23 protein-coding genes are annotated in these 16,239 nt (G+C 42.7%); 8 read left to right on the top strand and 15 right to left on the bottom strand.

Features of this window, described 5'->3' with window-relative positions; translation table 11 throughout:
- Positions 1-189 (top strand): hypothetical protein (locus KVY11_RS13680; protein ID WP_218289264.1); only part of this gene is annotated, 189 nt, incomplete at its 5' end.
- 396 nt (positions 190-585) lie between these two features.
- Here the strand turns inward: KVY11_RS13680 and KVY11_RS13675 are convergent.
- The 3 genes from KVY11_RS13675 to KVY11_RS13665 all read right to left on the bottom strand — a co-directional run bounded on the left by KVY11_RS13675 (position 586) and on the right by KVY11_RS13665 (position 2,945).
- Positions 586-1,983, bottom strand: coding sequence for a dihydrolipoyl dehydrogenase (locus KVY11_RS13675; protein WP_218289268.1), 1,398 nt, complete (start codon positions 1,981-1,983; stop codon positions 586-588).
- Between the two features lie 208 nt (positions 1,984-2,191).
- Complete coding sequence (locus tag KVY11_RS13670; protein WP_062031268.1) at positions 2,192-2,617, bottom strand: beta-lactamase hydrolase domain-containing protein; 426 nt, start codon at positions 2,615-2,617, stop codon at positions 2,192-2,194.
- Positions 2,610-2,945 (bottom strand): TIGR01244 family sulfur transferase, encoded by a 336-nt coding sequence (locus tag KVY11_RS13665; protein WP_218289263.1) that lies wholly within the window; start codon positions 2,943-2,945, stop codon positions 2,610-2,612. The genes KVY11_RS13670 and KVY11_RS13665 overlap by 8 nt, the downstream gene beginning before the upstream one ends.
- Before the next feature lie 124 nt (positions 2,946-3,069).
- Between KVY11_RS13665 and KVY11_RS13660 the strand changes: the two genes are divergently transcribed.
- From KVY11_RS13660 to KVY11_RS13650, 3 genes are read left to right on the top strand one after another with little or no spacing between them, the layout of a single operon-like run.
- Positions 3,070-3,966 (top strand): alpha/beta hydrolase, encoded by an 897-nt coding sequence (locus tag KVY11_RS13660; RefSeq protein ID WP_218289262.1) that lies wholly within the window; start codon positions 3,070-3,072, stop codon positions 3,964-3,966.
- Positions 3,967-4,398: a thioredoxin TrxC gene (gene trxC / locus KVY11_RS13655; protein WP_004697614.1), complete on the top strand. Its 432-nt coding sequence runs from the start codon at positions 3,967-3,969 to the stop codon at positions 4,396-4,398. It abuts the gene before it with no gap.
- Positions 4,399-4,415: 17 nt separating this feature from the next.
- A complete protein-coding gene (locus KVY11_RS13650; protein ID WP_004697616.1) occupies positions 4,416-4,838 on the top strand; it encodes an acyl-CoA thioesterase in 423 nt (140 codons plus the stop codon).
- Between the two features lie 70 nt (positions 4,839-4,908).
- Here the strand turns inward: KVY11_RS13650 and KVY11_RS13645 are convergent, their stop codons facing one another.
- From KVY11_RS13645 to KVY11_RS13635, 3 genes are all read right to left on the bottom strand, one after another.
- Entirely contained in the window at positions 4,909-5,406 is a 498-nt protein-coding gene (locus KVY11_RS13645) for an ester cyclase (RefSeq protein WP_218289261.1), read from the bottom strand.
- A 137-nt stretch (positions 5,407-5,543) separates the two neighbouring features.
- Entirely contained in the window at positions 5,544-6,044 is a 501-nt protein-coding gene (locus KVY11_RS13640) for a DUF4442 domain-containing protein (protein WP_010327555.1), read from the bottom strand.
- Between the two features lie 28 nt (positions 6,045-6,072).
- Complete coding sequence (locus KVY11_RS13635; RefSeq protein WP_004697619.1) at positions 6,073-6,561, bottom strand: YajQ family cyclic di-GMP-binding protein; 489 nt, start codon at positions 6,559-6,561, stop codon at positions 6,073-6,075.
- A gap of 91 nt (positions 6,562-6,652) precedes the next feature.
- Here KVY11_RS13635 and KVY11_RS13630 point away from each other — a divergent pair, with 91 nt between their 5' ends.
- The gene (locus KVY11_RS13630) at positions 6,653-6,967 is read left to right on the top strand and encodes a rhodanese-like domain-containing protein (RefSeq protein WP_218289260.1); all 315 of its coding nucleotides are present in this window, start codon (positions 6,653-6,655) and stop codon (positions 6,965-6,967) included.
- A 101-nt stretch (positions 6,968-7,068) separates the two neighbouring features.
- Here the strand turns inward: KVY11_RS13630 and mnmC are convergent, their stop codons facing one another.
- Genes mnmC through KVY11_RS13610 form a run of 4 tightly spaced genes read right to left on the bottom strand, consistent with a single transcriptional unit; the run spans position 7,069 to position 10,467 of the window.
- Positions 7,069-8,976 (bottom strand): FAD-dependent 5-carboxymethylaminomethyl-2-thiouridine(34) oxidoreductase MnmC, encoded by a 1,908-nt coding sequence (gene mnmC / locus KVY11_RS13625; RefSeq protein WP_218289259.1) that lies wholly within the window; start codon positions 8,974-8,976, stop codon positions 7,069-7,071.
- Between the two features lie 36 nt (positions 8,977-9,012).
- The gene (locus tag KVY11_RS13620) at positions 9,013-9,516 is read right to left on the bottom strand and encodes a hypothetical protein (protein ID WP_004983442.1); all 504 of its coding nucleotides are present in this window, start codon (positions 9,514-9,516) and stop codon (positions 9,013-9,015) included.
- 4 nt (positions 9,517-9,520) lie between these two features.
- On the bottom strand, positions 9,521-9,823 hold the full coding sequence (locus KVY11_RS13615) for a YciI family protein (RefSeq protein WP_004697623.1): 303 nt from the start codon (positions 9,821-9,823) through the stop codon (positions 9,521-9,523).
- 29 nt (positions 9,824-9,852) lie between these two features.
- On the bottom strand, positions 9,853-10,467 hold the full coding sequence (locus KVY11_RS13610) for a septation protein IspZ (RefSeq protein WP_004697624.1): 615 nt from the start codon (positions 10,465-10,467) through the stop codon (positions 9,853-9,855).
- 44 nt (positions 10,468-10,511) lie between these two features.
- On the opposite strand from KVY11_RS13610, the gene KVY11_RS13605 reads away from it, so the two are divergent.
- Positions 10,512-11,363 carry a PHP domain-containing protein gene (locus KVY11_RS13605; RefSeq protein ID WP_218289258.1) on the top strand — a complete coding sequence of 284 codons (852 nt, stop codon included), beginning with the start codon at positions 10,512-10,514 and terminating at the stop codon, positions 11,361-11,363.
- Positions 11,364-11,430: 67 nt separating this feature from the next.
- Here KVY11_RS13605 and KVY11_RS13600 read toward each other — a convergent pair whose 3' ends face one another.
- Together KVY11_RS13600 and radC are read right to left on the bottom strand one after the other, a co-directional pair.
- Entirely contained in the window at positions 11,431-12,342 is a 912-nt protein-coding gene (locus tag KVY11_RS13600; protein ID WP_004697627.1) for a bestrophin family protein, read from the bottom strand.
- A 75-nt stretch (positions 12,343-12,417) separates the two neighbouring features.
- The gene (gene radC, locus KVY11_RS13595) at positions 12,418-13,110 is read right to left on the bottom strand and encodes a DNA repair protein RadC (RefSeq protein WP_218289257.1); all 693 of its coding nucleotides are present in this window, start codon (positions 13,108-13,110) and stop codon (positions 12,418-12,420) included.
- A gap of 110 nt (positions 13,111-13,220) precedes the next feature.
- Between radC and coaBC the strand changes: the two genes are divergently transcribed.
- Both coaBC and KVY11_RS13585 read left to right on the top strand, forming a co-directional pair.
- Positions 13,221-14,495 (top strand): bifunctional phosphopantothenoylcysteine decarboxylase/phosphopantothenate--cysteine ligase CoaBC, encoded by a 1,275-nt coding sequence (gene coaBC / locus KVY11_RS13590; protein ID WP_218289256.1) that lies wholly within the window; start codon positions 13,221-13,223, stop codon positions 14,493-14,495.
- Between the two features lie 78 nt (positions 14,496-14,573).
- Complete coding sequence (locus tag KVY11_RS13585; protein WP_218289255.1) at positions 14,574-14,963, top strand: cytochrome b562; 390 nt, start codon at positions 14,574-14,576, stop codon at positions 14,961-14,963.
- A 60-nt stretch (positions 14,964-15,023) separates the two neighbouring features.
- On the opposite strand, the gene secB is transcribed toward KVY11_RS13585, so the two are convergent.
- Genes secB through KVY11_RS13570 form a run of 3 tightly spaced genes read right to left on the bottom strand, consistent with a single transcriptional unit; the run spans position 15,024 to position 16,182 of the window.
- Entirely contained in the window at positions 15,024-15,473 is a 450-nt protein-coding gene (gene secB, locus KVY11_RS13580) for a protein-export chaperone SecB (protein WP_004697631.1), read from the bottom strand.
- Positions 15,474-15,500: 27 nt separating this feature from the next.
- A complete protein-coding gene (gene grxC / locus KVY11_RS13575) occupies positions 15,501-15,755 on the bottom strand; it encodes a glutaredoxin 3 (protein WP_004697632.1) in 255 nt (84 codons plus the stop codon).
- A gap of 19 nt (positions 15,756-15,774) precedes the next feature.
- Positions 15,775-16,182 (bottom strand): rhodanese-like domain-containing protein, encoded by a 408-nt coding sequence (locus KVY11_RS13570; protein WP_004697633.1) that lies wholly within the window; start codon positions 16,180-16,182, stop codon positions 15,775-15,777.
- Positions 16,183-16,239: the final 57 nt, after the last annotated feature.

Here is a 16,239-nt window from a genome sequence, read left to right as displayed (position 1 = left end):
GGAGTTATCCATGTGAGAGTAAGTCATCGCCAGCTCATTAATTCAAATCCCCCTAACTCAAATGAGATAGGGGGATTTTTTTATGCGGAAAATATTAAAAATAAAAAGAGTAGAGCGGAGAATGCGCCATTTAATAGGGGCCTAAACGGTAAAAAAGCCAGCATTTGCTGGCTTTTATGTCATATTTAACAAGGTCACAGAGCACCTTTTACGTTTCTTGATGTGTTTTAACCTGTTTAGCTGGCATGCTTTCTATAGTGGTAATAAATTTATTCTCGAAACAAAAGCAAGAATATGGTGGAGTTATTCGCCAATAAAACAATTATTTGAAGAGAATAGCTATTTCTGAAGCGAAAATGGATCAGGAATGACTGACTTATGTATTACAACACATGGTTTATTACGGGTATTAATGTGTTTTAGATCAGTTAAGTTACGCACTAAAATAAGAACTTTACCGCTAATCTAATAAGGCGTGTGTCTTGTAATTAAATCAACGCATGCCGCGAATGATTTATAGTTTGCTGCACAACGTTGATGAAATCATTTAATTGCACACAGAAAACCTTATGAAAAGAACATGCATCATGAGTTTCGCAGTTTAGGTATCGTATCTAGCTGTCGACGTGCATGTTTTAATGCTGTTCTTAAACCTTCTTCAAGGGTTGGGTGATAAAACGGTTTTTCCAAAATTTCATCGACGGTCAGTTGTTCTGCAATCATCCATGCCAGTAAATGGGCCAAATGTTCAGTAGACTCTGTGAGTAATTCAGCACCCAGTAGCTTTCGGCTGCTTTTATCCACATACACTTCTATGGCTCCATGGTTCTTACCCAGAACCAATGCACGTCCTTGTTTAGCATAAGAGACTTCACCGATGACAAAATTGATAGGTGCACTTTGTAGTTGCTTAAAGTTTTGTCCAACCATTGCCATTTCTGGGCTACTAAACACGATGCCTAAAGGCGTTAGAGTTTTGCATGATTCTATAGTGGGAAAGTTCAATGCATTTTTGACCGAAACTTTACCTTCGTGTGCGGCTTCATGTTGTAGTGGAGTATCAGTATATGCATCGCCAATGATAAAAATCGGGTAGTCTGCAAGTTGTTTGCTCTCAGGATCAACAGGTAAATGTTTTAAGTCTGTGAATGAGGTGTCGATATTTTCGAGTTGAAGAGTATTTAAAAGACTACTTCGTCCTGTGGCAACCAGTAAGTAATCAACGTTGAGTGTTTTAGGCTGACTATTTTGAGTAAACCTAAGTTCAACTTGATTATTTATAGACTTAACCTCTGTGGGTAAAACTTCGAACTTGATCTCAAGTTCGGTGCTAATTTCTGTTTGTGCCAACTGCTGTAATTTCGGACTGGTCAGAACACCGACTTTACGACTACGTGCAAAGACTGTGGTATTGACGCCAAGTCGTTGCATGGCTTGCGCAAGTTCAATCGCGATGACTCCGCTCCCAATCACCGCTAAAGATTTGGGTAAAGTATTGAGTTCAAAAATTTGATCGGAGGTGATGAGCCGATCACCGAGTTCATTCTTCCATGCTGGGTCAAAGCTAGGTGTGGAGCCTACAGCTAAAATAAAGCTTTTGGCTTGGTAGTGTTGCCCATTAACTTCAACTGTTTTTGAATCGACAAAGCGAGCACGGCCCTGAATTTTATGAGACTCAGGCCAGCTCTCTACGGTTTTAAGGGTGCTATGAGTAAAGCGATCACGGAGTTTTTGTACGTGTTGCATGACCTGACTGCGGTCTATTTTTGACTGTACTTGCAATCCGACACGATCCGCATGTTGAATATCATGCATGCGATTTGCTGTAGAAATCAGCACTTTTGACGGCATGCAGCCGACACGCGCACAAGTGGTGTCCCATGGCCCATCATTAATGATTAATAGATTTTGTGTGGACTTCACGGCTTGTTGGTAGGCTGCGATACCCGCAGTTCCAGCCCCAATAATAATCAGATCATACATAAGCAAACGTTTATCTAAGCGAGACATACTCTATAGTTAACATATTCAGGGCTGTAGATGATTATATTTTGTAAAAAACGGCACTAGATGCCGTCTTTACTTTCATTTGACTTATAAGCCAGTACCAACGCTTACCCCAACGGTAGGACGTACATTCATTGAACTACATGCTGTCATTAAAGTACAGCAGAGTAAAAGCAGCAACAGTTTATTCATGGAGTAATCCTCGTTGTTTTGCCTGATTGAACAGCAGACTAGAGCGAGCACCACTCTTACAGACCATTAAAATAGGCTTGGGCAATTCATTATAATATTTAGCAAATTCGACCACGTCTGTTTCAGAAATTTTACTGCTGGTAACCGGTTGGTAAATTACGCTGACTTTGGACTGTTCCGCAATATTACGCAGTTGATCAACGCGAACGGTATTGCCTTGTTCTTGATCTGGTCGGTTGACAATGACCGACTTAAAACCTTGTTTTATCAACTGTTGAAACTTGTCTTGGGTCATTTCCCCTGAAACGCTGAGCTGCGGGCTGAGTGCTTGACTCAGGTTATTCGTTGCCGCCCACAATGCGCTGCTCGTTAAAATCAGAGCAGTGCAGATGACACTTTTAAACAACCGTTTAGTCATCTAACAGGTCCATTTGTTTCGCAAGTTGATATAAGTTGTTTGAGCGATTACCGGTACGGCAGAACATTAAAACAGGTTTTGGTAGCTCATTGAAATGATTAGCAAAAGTGCGTACATCAATTTCTGTGATTTGTCCTGCAACTACAGGTTGATAGACATAATCTAGACCTGCAACACGAGCTGCTTCTTCAATTTGAGCGCTAGTTGGTTGTTCTGGACCACCTTCCATATCTGGGCGGTTATTGATCACAGATTTAAACCCTTTTTCAACCACTTGAACCAAATGTTCTGGGCCAATTTGACCTGCAAAGCCTACATTTTCGCTCATGCTGTCACTCCAAAATTAAACTAATCAAGATATGCTTTATGATAGCATTAAGCTGAAAGTTCAGCCTATGCTGTTGAAATATTTATAAGCGATTACAACCATAAAATAACGCAATGGAGCAGGTATGCACGCCTATACCGTTGAACCGCTATATGTCAAAAGTGGCCAAGAGGTCATTGCTGCGGATTTCTATCGTCCGAAAACCGAAGAAAAACCAGCAGTGATTGTGATGGCCCATGGTTTGGCTGGGCTTCGCCAATTCAAACTGATCCAATCTGCGCAGCGTTTTGCACAAGCGGGCTATGCAGTCGTATTATTTGACTACCGTTATTGGGGCGGGAGTACTGGACGTCCACGAGAGTTGGTCTCGATAAAGAAGCAGCTTGAAGATTGGCGGACCATGATTAACCACCTCAAAGAACGTAAGTCGATCGATAGTCGACGGATCGTGCTGTGGGGGACGGCACTCAGTGGCGGTTATGTGCTCGATATCGCAGCAGAGTTCAAGAATGTACAGGCCGTGATAGCACAAGTGCCCTTTGTAGACGGGGCAGCAAGTGCTAAGTTATATCCTTTGCAACAGTTCCCTAAAGCTTTAAAACTATCTAGCCAAGATTATATGGGTGGAAAAGTGGGCATGTCCCCGACCACTTTACCTGTGGTTGATCCGCGAGAATTATGTTTTTTGCCAACGCAAGATGCCTATTTGGGGTATCGTTCGATTCTTAATCCTGATTATTATTGGAGTGGTGAGATACCTGCCCGACTCTTTTTTAAGTTAATGCGTTATCGTCCCATTCAAAATGTTAGGCAAATTAATATTCCTGTACTGTTCATTGCAGCCAAGCATGATAGTTTAATTCCGATTGAATCCAGTCGTGAAGCAGCGACCAATATTGCCCCTTTTGTTCAATATCATGAATGGGAGATGCAGCATTTTGATATTTATCATGCCAGTTGGTTTGAAAAAGCCATTTCGACCCAATTAGAATTCTTACATCAACATATTGGAGTCAACTAAATGATTATCGTCTGTCCTACTTGTTTAGCCAAAAATCGTGTGCCTGAAGAGAAATTGAGTGCCAATCCGAGCTGCGGTCAGTGCCATGCAGCGCTTTTACCTGCGGCGCCGATTGAGTTGAATGAGCAGAATTTTAGCCAGTTCATTAGCCATAGCGATTTGCCTGTGTTTATTGATTTATGGGCAGAGTGGTGTGGTCCATGTAAAATGATGGCTCCGCACTTTGCTGAAGTGGCCAAGCAAAATCCGCAGGTTATTTTTGCTAAAATTAATACCGAAGAGTCTCCGCGATTGAGCAGTGCGTTTAACGTACGTAGCATTCCGACCCTAGTTTTAATGAATAAAACCACCGAAATTGCTAGAATAAGCGGTGCGCTCCGTGCGCCACAATTGCAACAATGGTTAGATCAACAGTTGCAAGCCCAGTCATAATGAAAATTGGAGTCAACGTGTCAGAGATTCATGTGAAACCAGAAGGGATGTTGTCTCTTCAGACAATTGCAATGCCAGCCGATACCAACTGGAGTGGAGATGTTTTTGGTGGTTGGATTGTGTCACAAATGGATTTGGCGGGTGCAATTCACGCAGAGCGTTTTAGTAAGGGACGCTGTGCAACGATTTCAATTAATCAGATGACGTTCTTAGTTCCAGTGAAAGTCGGCGATGTCATTAGTTGTTATACTAAACTGTTAAAAGTGGGCAATACGTCTATTCAGATGGAAATTGAAGTATGGGATAGTCATGACAGTTCACGTCCGCCTGTACGTGTGACTGAAGGTGTATTTACCTTTGTTGCGGTTGATGTCAAAGGCAATAAGCGTCAGATTCCAGCGGATGTTAAAGAAAAGTTCCTTGCGAGCCAATCCAACTAAGGTTTGAGTCAGTCTGCAAAAAGCCAGTGTAATTACTGGCTTTTTTTGCTATTTAATGCAGTCCGATGGATTAAAACATAGTATTGCGGTTGGCAGACTCAGCGGGAATGCTTTGTATCACATCCCAATGTTCTACAATTTTGCCTTGTTCGACGCGGAAAATATCGACAACGGCTTCACCACGATCTTGTGCATTTTGAGTGGAATGTACATGGAGCACCACCAAATCACCTTCGGCCACGACACGTTTGATGGTATTTTTTGCATCTGGATGTTCTTTAAAATACTGGGTGAAGTAGTTTACAAAAGGTGCTTTGCCGTCTGCCACATAGGGATTATGTTGAATGTATTGTGTACCAATATAGCGGTCAGAATAGGTTTGAACCTGATGTTTGCTAAAAACGCCTTCATAAAAGTCCACTATAATTTTTTTATTTTGTTCAGTCAGGGCAGAGGCAGAATGGTGACTCGGCGTTGTTGAAACCGATGAGTTGGCTGGGTTGTGCTGTTGGCAGGCCACCATCCCCAAAGAAAATAAGGCAGTCGCTAAAATTAGTCTTTTTTTCATCAAGTCAGCTCAAATATTCATGTTATGTAGCATGATTTTGAGCTGAGTCGAAACAAAGATATAGTAAGTTTTAGTCGCAGCTTTAGCGTGTTGTTGTAAATTTTATACTTACCAAACAGTAAGTTATATTTACATTTTTACTTTTTTAATGATGCTTTGTCGAGCCACGCCCATAACATTTCACATTGAACGGGTGCTTCACCCGATTCATCCATTACTGTCACAGAAACTAAAGTTTCACCTTTAGCGGTGGTTTGCATCAGCTGCTGTTGTTCTGGAGTTAAGGTGGCTGTCGCTGTCATGGCACCTTTACTCGGACGTTTAAAGTCAACGTGCATGCTTTTAATCAGAACGATGCAATGATCAGGTACATTCATCCCTGTTACAAAACCCGTTGCCGTTTCAGCAATTAAGGCCATGGCACAGGCATGCAGTTGACCAATATGGTTTTGCATGGCACGGTGATTTTCGATTTTGACTACGACTTCGCTGTGACTGACTTGCAAATAACGAATATTAGCACTGCCGACCATGGGAACTATGCGACCAAAAGCTTGACTCCATAATCGCGTACGTAATGCTTTCGGCAAGCGTGACGTGGTTTTTACAAGTTTTGATAAGCGATTGGCCTTTGGCATAGTTACCTCAAATGATCAAACAAGAGTATTAGTCTTTAAAGTTATTGAACTGTAAAGGCAGACCAAATTGTTGTTCTTTTAAAAAGGTCATTACTTGCTGTAATGTATCGCGCTTTTTATCAGTCACACGAATTTTGTCGCCTTGAATTGAAGATTGCACTTTAATGCCGCTTTCTTTAATGGCTTTGTTAATTTTTTTTGCGGTATCTGAGTCAAGTCCGTCTTTTAATTTCACCACTTGAAGTACATTTTTACCTGAAGCAGTCATTTTTTGTGGATCAAGCGCTTGAATATCGACTTTACGCTTAAAGAAATGGTTCTCTAACATGGTATAAACTTGTTCACACTGGAAATCACTTTCAGTTGAGATTTTGATTTCTTTGTTTTTTTCATTGAGTTCAATTGAAACGTCCTGACCACGGAAGTCGAAACGAGTTGCGATTTCCTTTTGGGTGTTCTGAACGGCATGATTTACTTCAAAAATTTCTAATTCTGAAACAATATCAAAAGATGGCATGGATTAAACCTTTACAAATGGAAAGAATATCTGAGATGCTAGGGATGTTTTCTTCATTTGCCAAGTGTTGTTTACATCAAAGGAGTGCGCAATGATCCGTAAACAAGAAATTACAACATTTGAGTTCCCAGAGGATGCGATCATCTGGGATGTACGCGATTCAAGTGCTTATGCTGAAGCACACGTGAAAGGGGCGATTAATCAGCCAATCACAGAACTTTCAGCACAGAGCCTTACTCAAGTGTCGACGGATCAACCGATTTACATTTTATGTGGTGGCGGTAGTAAAGCGCCACGTGCTGCAGAGTTACTCGAAGGTTTTGACAGTGAGCGTGAGTATGTGATTTTAATGGGTGGTACCCGTGCTGCTCGTGCTGCTGGTTTAGTCTTAGAACAAAGTAATTAAGCAGAAGCAAAAAAAGCGCCGTAAGGCGCTTTTTTAATGTCTTAGAAATTTACATTTCTCTATTTATAGCGCCATATGCTGTACTTGAGTCATAAGCAGAACTAAGACTGCGCTTTAAAATAAGGCTTTTTGGCTTTGAGCTTTTTATGGAATCGGGTCGGACTGAGCTTTTGTAGCAGTGACTCAGGAACGGGACAGGCCTCTTTCAGTATCTGCGCCGCTAAAATTTCACTACATAAAGGGGCAAACAAAAAGCCTTTAGAACCCAAGCCAGCAAAGCTATAAATTTCAGTCTGTTCAGACATTTTTCCAAGGACTGGAAAATAGTCCAAACTTTGCGCGCGAACAGATGCACGGCCTTGCCAAGTCGTCACATCAGGAAGCGATTGTGCATAATCTGGAAATACACTGTGGATAAGCTCGTAGTTATGCACATGGTCTTCAAGTAAAACATCGCTGTCGTCCCGATTGGGATAGAAGGATGCACCTAAGATGAGTTGTTGAGCATCAAGCTGCATACAATAGCCGCCATAGCTATAAGCTTGATTAAGGGTCAAAGGTTGTGTAGTGTTCTCCACCCAACTGACTTGTCCGCGAATGGGCTTCAACACAGGATATTGCTCAAAGAAAGCAGCCGTGTGGCGCGCACAACAGACAATCACATGATCAAACTGACCTAAAGATTGGGCTTGTTCATTGAAAAGTTCATTGTGCTCTGGGTGGATTTGAGTAATGTTGGCTTGTACGAACTGAATGAGCGGATGCGCTAAGATTTGATCTTTGAGTTGATGTGGTGAGACAGCGCCAGCTTCAGTTAGATTCAGACTGGGATATTCGGTGATTAACGCAGAATCAGCAGCGGTTTCGGCTGTCAAAAGATCCGCAGGGTATTGTTGTTCGAGATCGAGTAAGTCTTCGGCTTTTTTCAGCGCCAGTTGATGTACTTGAATGGGGCGAAAAGCCTGAAACTTGGGATAGTGCTGTAAAGCATGTTGCCAAGCCAAGGTCATTAAATGTTCATGACTTTGTTCAATCGGACAAAGTTTGGGGTTGAGTAAGGCCAGCGGATTGCCTGAACCTCCTGCAAGTGGCTCAGATTGGTCGTAGAGCGTGACTTGGTGCCCGCGCTCAGCAAAGGCCCATGCACTACTTAAACCTGCAATCCCTGCGCCAATGATAGCAATTTGGTGTTGCTTAAAAGCGTGTAGTACTTGATGAGGTTGATTTTGATTCAATACTGATTTGGTATCTACAGCGTCTGATGTATTTTCAGGCTCAGCAGGTAACCAGATGGCTTTGAGCATTTCGCGTTTATGCTTATAGCCGCGCGGACGTGAAATAGAAATACCATGCTGTGTTAAACCACGTTTGAGCACGCCTGCGACACTAAACGAAGAAAATGTCGTTCCAATACCAGATAGGCGAACGATGTGATTCAGTACTTGCTCTTCCCATATGTCTGGGTTACAGGCAGGCGCGAAACCATCGAGGAACCATGCGTTAACGCTACTGGTTTTTGCCATGCTTGGGAAAACATCGTGAGCATCGCCTAACCAAAGGTCAAGGCTGAAACGTTCCTCAGGGAAGCTCAGGCGATGACAACCTGCAATTGGGTGCGGATACTGTGCAATCAGTTGATTGGCGATCGGTTTGAGTTCAGGCCAGACATTGAGTGCGCGTATTAGATCCGTTTTAGACAGCGGAAATTTTTCAACTGAAATGGCATGAAGGTGGCTGTGGTTATTTGGGCGAACCTGTTGCCAAAGTTGCCAAAGCGCCAAGATGTTGAGTCCTGTGCCAAAGCCTGTTTCACCAACACTAAAATATTCAAAGGGCTGGAGATTGGACAGACGCTCAGGTAAATCATTGCCATTTAAAAACACATGGCGAGTTTCGAGTAGACCATTGTCTTTGGAAAAGTAGACATCGCCAAATTGTTTTGAGACTGGCACATCTATGCCATCAATCTGTTGCCATTCTAGATCGGCAGTTTGAATTGCACGCGACACAACCACAGCACCCTATTGTTTTCAATAGGGCTTAGCTTACCACTGACGACGACGTTTGGTATAAACGTAACTGGCAATTAAGAAGCCCAGTAATACACCAACAGCGATGGTTGCCGCACCGTAGAGGAACATTTGCGCACTACGTTCGCTTTGTAAGACCTGAACTTGTACACCGAGGCTATCATTTTTGAGTTGTAGCTCTTGGTTTTGCGCCAAAGCATCGAGATTGGCTTTTTCCAATTGTGCAAGACGTGAAGCTTGGTCTTTGACCAGTGCTTTGACTTTGGCATCTTGCAATGCTTTGTTTTTGGCAAGTTGTTCAGCGGTGAGTGGTTTGGCTTCTTGCGGTTGACCTGTTGGGCTAACTGTGGCCACCGCTGGAATGATTTTCGGTTGAGTCGTACTGCCTTGCACCAGAACAGGTGCGGCAGTCGTTGCTGGTACAGCAGAGGCTACACTCGGGGCAGGAGCGGTTTCAACGGCCCACGCCATAGAAGAAAGAAGAGATAAGCCCAATAAGCTTGTGACAACAACGCGCATGACCTTATCCTTGAGGGAATGCTTTATTAAATGGTTTAACATCAATCTGACGATAAACCCCTGCTTTTAAGAATGGCTCTTCCTGTAACCAGACATCGAGTGCTTCACGTGAGTCAAAGTCAACAATGATTGTACTGCCGTAAAAGCCTGCTTGCGGATTGCTTGGATCTTTCGGCATCGCTCCTGCAACAATTAAACGACCTTCATCATTGAGCTTTTGTAAACGAGCAAGATGTTCTGGACGTGTAGCAAGACGTTTTTCGACTGTACCTTCTTGATCGGTACATGTGACGACGAATAGCGGCATATGAGTTCTCGATGTATGTTCTGGCTAAATTACTCTTCAGAAGATTTAAAGTATTTACGCAATACAATAAACTGAATAATGATAAAGGAAAACATCACGATCATGTCACCAAAAGCCGTGAATTCTCCCCAATATTTTCCGTCCATAAATAAAAATGCGAAAAATACATGTAAAAAAGACATGAGGGCAAACATAGCAGCCCATGCAAAGTTTAAATTTATCCAACCCGAGTCGGTTAAATTGAAGATTGGGCCGAACAAGCGTTTGATCAGCGGTTTACGTTCTTTGCCAAAATAAGGAGAAAGTAAGAAAGCGCCTGAGAAAATAATATTCAGTAAGGCTGCTTTGAGTTTGATGTAAAAGTCATCCGACAGCATTAAGGTGACACCGCCGAAAATAACCGTCATAAACAACACAATCCACTGTTGTTTGTCTAAACGGAACTTTTGCATGAAGAACAGTGCGCCGTAAACCACCAGCATTGAAATAATCAAACCTGTGGTCGCTACAAGAATATTATTATTATCGACACCCCCAGCAGAACCAATCAATTGGAGCAATGGGTGATCAGTATTTTTAGGATCTACAGTTTTATATAAATAAAAGAAAATGATCAGCGGCACAAAGTCTAAAAGTGCTTTCATGTTAGAGTATCTAAATCTGTTCAAATAAATAGCTAGTATAAGTGATGGAAGGCGTAGATTTACATACTCACAGCAATATTTCTGATGGTACTTTCACACCGAAGCAATTGGTTGATGCTGCTGCGGAAAAAGGCATTCATACCTTGGCTTTGACAGACCATGACACCATGGATGGTCTTGCGTTGGCAGAGTTGGCTGCAAAGTCGCATGCAATGCGTATTATTTCGGGGGTAGAAATTTCGAGTCAATGGTCGAGACCCTCAACCCAGAAAAACTATGGCGTGCATGTGGTTGCATTGAATATGCAAGACTTAGAACCACTGCAAAAATGCCTTGAACAGCAAAAACAAATCCGTGCACGACGTGCTAAACAAATCTGTGATTTGTTGATCCCACTGATTGGTGAAGATATTTATCTCGATGTTTTAGCGAAAGTTGAACAGATGCCTGATCGTGTGACTCGAACCCATATTGCCAAGACCTTGGTTGAAAAAAAGTATGTGAGTCGTGCGCAACAAGCGTTTGATAAATATATTAAGGAAGGTAAGAAAGCCTACGTGAAATTTGATGGGCTGGGTTTAGAAGAAACCATTCAAGTGATTCATGCCAGTGGTGGTTTTGCCGTATTGGCGCATCCGACACGATATGACTTATCTGCTACTAACATTCGTTATCTGATTGAAATATTTGCACAGTTTGGTGGAGATGCAGTTGAGTTGCCGCCGAATGTCGAACCGACATCTACCCGTCAAATGGTGGATCGGATGATTGCGGAGCATGGTTTAAAAGTATCGGTCGGTAGTGACTTTCATGGCGACAATATACCGTGGATTAAGTTGGGCAATATTCCCAGAGTCAAAGATGGACAAGTGGGGATTTGGGAAAGTTTTATCTAAAGAGTACTGGTCATTCCCACCTTCTCCATGAGCTATCTAGCCTAAGAGAAGGTAAGCGTGAGCCAGATTAGAGTAAGTTATTGTCTTGTGCTTGAATGGGTGGAGGGGTCGGTTTACCTAAAGTCCCAAGCAGTTCAATTTCGATGGTACGTACCATCGAGTCCAGCGGCAAGTCATTACTTTGCGTTCCGAAAGGTTCTTCAATTTCCGAGCTTAAAGCATCGAGTCCTAAGAAAGTATAGGCCAATACACCAACCAATAGCGGGGTGAAAATACCCAAGGTTGAGCCTAAGCTAAACGGTAAAATGAGACAGAAAAAATACACCGTACGATTGAGTAATACCGAGTAGGCAAAAGGTAGTGGTGTTGTCGCAATACGGTCACAACCAGTTTGCACCACACTCAAGTCAGCAACATGCTGATTCAGCTGTGCATACACAATGTCGCTAATTTCACCTTCTTTTAATGCCTGCATTAATTCCCACTGAATCAAGCTGAGCGTATACTGCGGGGCATTGGCTTGTTGATATAGCTGAGTCAGTGCATTTTGACTTAAGCCACTGGTCTGCACCAATTCTGTTGGATTGGCTGTTTGATGGCGTAAACGGTCACGTAAGACATTGGCAAAGACAATGACATGTTGAATCACACGTTCACGACGACCTTGAGTCAAGATACGACAGTCACGGTCAAAGTGACGTGAGTTGGCAATTAAAATGCCCCATAACTTCCGCGCTTCCCACCAACGGTCATAGCAGGCACTATTTTTAAAGCCGAGGAAAATAGAAAGTACGACCCCAATGAGGGTGAAGCCGACCAAAGGCAGTTCAGGGAAGTGGAAATAGCCGACATAGGACAAAATGCCAATAATGGCGGAGACCAACATGACCACGCCCAAAGGGGGTAAAACTTTGGGAAGAATGGTGCCACGCCATGAAAAAAGCACCTTAAAAATACTGGGCTGATCACGCACAATCATGTGATTAGAATTCTTTTAAAATTTTGCTTGATCTTCATATTTGTCGCGGTATTTGTCAATCATTTGTCTGCATATTTAAACGGATTGGATCAGGCCGTGTTCAGCAAAAGAAAAAGCACCTTCGGGTGATAAAATGAAATGATCAATTAGTTGAATATCGAGCAGTTGACTGGCTTGAAGAATGCGCTCGGTCAGTTCGATGTCCGCCGCGGAAGGTTGAGCTTTTCCAAGTGGATGATTATGTGCAATCACGATAAAGGTAGCGTGTTGAGCAATACAGTAACGTAGCAATTGATTGATCGATATTTCACAAGAATTGACTGCGCCAAAAAACAATTTTTTAAAGTTTATTTTTCTTAAATGTGCATCCAAGCAGAGCACCGCAAAGACTTCTTGGTTCTCGCCTGAAAATTCATACTGTAAAAACTTGAGCAATTGAGCTGAATGATTGAGTTCCAACTTGTGTTGCTTGAGCTGCTGGCTACTGTAGCGTCGTCCCAATTCTTTGACGGCCATTAATTGTGAATACTTGGTCGGGCCAATGCCGTGAAATTGGCTGAGTTCGGGCAGTTCAGCATCGAAAACCGCATTCAGACTACCAAAATGTTGCAACAAAAGACGTGCCAATTCGACCGCAGAATGTTGCATTGAACCCGAACGGATGAAAATGGCCAACAGTTCTGCATCGGAGAGGCTGGCTGGCCCTTGTTGTAATAAGCGTTCACGTGGCCTTTCTTGTTCAGGCCATTTTTTTATGGATAAGTGCATTATTTATACTTTTTTATTCTTAATCTGAGAAACAGGGCCCAATCGATGATTGGGTACGGGACTATTTAATGCTATTGTGAGCGCCACTGCAACAGAAAGGTAGCCTGTTCGTGAGCTTTGATCTCAGTGTAATTCCAAATAAAAATATCCTTTTAGCTGTTACGGGTGGTATTGCTGCCTATAAAAGTGCCATTTTGGTTCGCCGTTTAAAAGATGCGGGTTTTCAAGTCCGTGTGGTGATGACCGAAGGTGCGCAGGCTTTTATTACGCCGCTAACTTTTCAAGCTTTGTCGGGCAACCCCGTCCATACAGAACTTCTCGACCCTGAAGCTGAAGCGGGCATGGGCCATATTGAGCTGGCACGTTGGGCAGACTTACTCTTGGTTGCGCCTGCCAGTTGCAACACCATTGCAAAGTTTGCTGTGGGTTTAGCCGATGATCTGCTTTCTACTTTATATTTAGCCACCAAAGCCCCTGTATGGGTCGCACCAGCCATGAACCAACAAATGTGGGCAGCAAAAGCGACGCAGCGTAATTTAGCGACTTTGGTGGAAGATGGCGTGCATGTGATCATGCCAGATGCGGGTGCGCAAGCTTGTGGTGATGTCGGTTTAGGTCGTATGCCTGAGCCTGAGGATTTGGCACATCAAGTGACAGAATACTTCCATAAAGCGCAGCGTGCCATGGCTGAAAAATTTGGGATGTTGGCGGGTAAAAAAGTCACCATTACTGCTGGGCCAACGCGTGAAGCGATTGATCCTGTGCGTTATATTTCCAACCACAGTACCGGAAAAATGGGCTTTGCCATTGCGGCTGCATGTTATGCGGCAGGAGCCAAAGTGACTTTAATTGCAGGTCCTGTCAGCTTAGACACACCGAACGGTGTACGCCGAATCAATGTTTCATCTGCCATGAAAATGCTGGATACCAGCATGCAAATGTTAGATGAAGGCTGTGATGTGTTTATCGCGACAGCCGCTGTTGCTGATTATCGTGTTGCAGAAGTCGCAGAGCATAAGATTAAGAAAGCAGGGGACGAGCTCAATGTTTCTTTAATCAAAAACCCTGATATTGTGGCGACCATTGCACAGCAAGATAAACGCCCATTCATGGTGGGTTTTGCAGCAGAAACACGCAATGTCGAGGAATATGCCGCAGGTAAATTGGTCGCGAAAAAGCTCGATATGATTGCCTGTAATGATGTGTCACGTCCTGATATTGGTTTTGCTTCTGATGAAAATGCGATGACGGTCTTTTTTGCAGAAAGCTATAAAATGGAAAAGCGCGATTTGGAAAAAGCGTCGAAACAAGAAATTGCTTTACAGTTGGTTGAAGCGATTCACGATGCTTTACATCGAGACCCTGAAAGTGATGATGATTTTTAATTTACATCGGTCTTCATTTTTGCGATATTCAATGCAGCCTTAGGCTGCATTTTTTTTTGCAAACTCATAGGAATAAGAATGAAAACATTATTAAAGGTCGTGCTGTTGAGCAGTGGTTTATGTTTGGCAGGACTTGCACAAGCGTCGGAAGTGCTAGAAGGTGCGATGAAATCTTTGGCGAAAAACTCAAAAGCTTTTACTCAAGCCAAGACTGCCACAGAGGCGAATACCGCATTAGCTGAAATGCAAAAAGCCGCGGCAACTGCCAAGCAAAACAAGCCTGATACTTTGGTGAAACAACCAAAAGACAGTGTTAAAGTGAAACAATATGAACAAAAGTTTGATGCATTAACCCAAGAAATTGAACATGCTCAACATTTGGTACATGCTGGGAAACTTGCAGAAGCCAAACAAAGTTCAGCCAAGTTTGAGGCCATTAAGCAGCAAGGCCATAAAGCGTTTAAATAATCCAGTACAATAAAAAAGACCGCAAAAGCGGTCTTTTTTATGTTTGAAGGGCTTAAAGTTTTAAGCTTGACCTTCAACAGCGGCTGCTTGAGCACGCTGCATATTTGCTTCGAACTCAGCATCAAAGTTAATTGGTGTAAGTAACAATTGTGGGAAACTGCCTTTAGTTACCATATCATTCACCGCTTCACGAAGGAACGGGAACAAAATGTTCGGGCAATATGCACCTAAGATGTACGGAAGACGTTCTTCTTCAACACCATCTACAAGGAAAATACCCGCTTGAGTAACATCGACAATAAACGCCGTGTCGCCTGCATTGTTTGCTTGTACAACCACTTTAAGTGAAACTTCGTAGTGAGTTGGATCAACTTTTTCAGCAGAAGATGACAAGTTGATGTTTAACTCTGGTTGCCATTCTTTGGTAAAAACTTGCGCCCCAGGGACTTCAAAAGAAATATCTTTTGTGTAAATACGTTCTAAAGCAAGTTGTGGTTGAGCTTCACTCATTTTCTAATCCTTAATATGCTGAGCTAATTATGCCAATAGTTGGTCGAGTTTGCCTTCACGCTCTAAAGCATAAAGCTGATCAAAACCACCAATAAATTGGTCATCAATAAAAATTTGTGGAACCGTACGGTGATTGGTGCGTTGCATCAATTCAATGCGGACTTCTGGCGCTTCTTTAGATAAATTAATTTCTTTATATTCGACGCCTTTACGCTCAAGGAGCTGCTTTGCGCGAACGCAATATGGACATACAGTCGTTGAGTAAATAGTGACTTGAGCCATGAGTTTCTCCTTGTGCGAATTATTTAGCTTTAACCAGTGGTAAGCCTTGAGCCTTCCAGTTGCTAATCCCGCCATCTAAACGATAGCTGTCAGTATGTGCAACTTGTTGTAAAGCGGTACCTGCCACTTGGCCTAAGTTACAGATGAACACGAGTGGACGATCTGCAGCTTTTAACTCTTCAGCATGTTTTGTAATTTGGCTGTAGGGAATGTTGCGACTTCCACTGATATGACCTTCACGGAAATCTTTGGCATCACGTAAGTCAATCAACATGGCATTTTTAGCTTTCACTAAAATACCTAAAGATTGTGGTGAAATTTTGCGACCATTGCGTTGTCCTTCTAGTACGAAAAACAAAACAACCAATACCGCAAGTGTTCCAAATAAGAAGGGGTGATTCCCCATAAACTCGAACCAACGTTCCACAAGTCACCTAAATTACAATTCAAAAATTGCTAGAGAGTATAGCTCATAAAATATGGT

This window comes from Acinetobacter sp. CWB-G5 (assembly GCF_019209785.1).
GTDB classification, from domain to species: Bacteria; Pseudomonadota; Gammaproteobacteria; order Pseudomonadales; family Moraxellaceae; genus Acinetobacter; species Acinetobacter johnsonii.
Note: the sequence above shows the minus strand (reverse complement) of the source record. Positions and strands in the feature narration are given on the sequence as shown.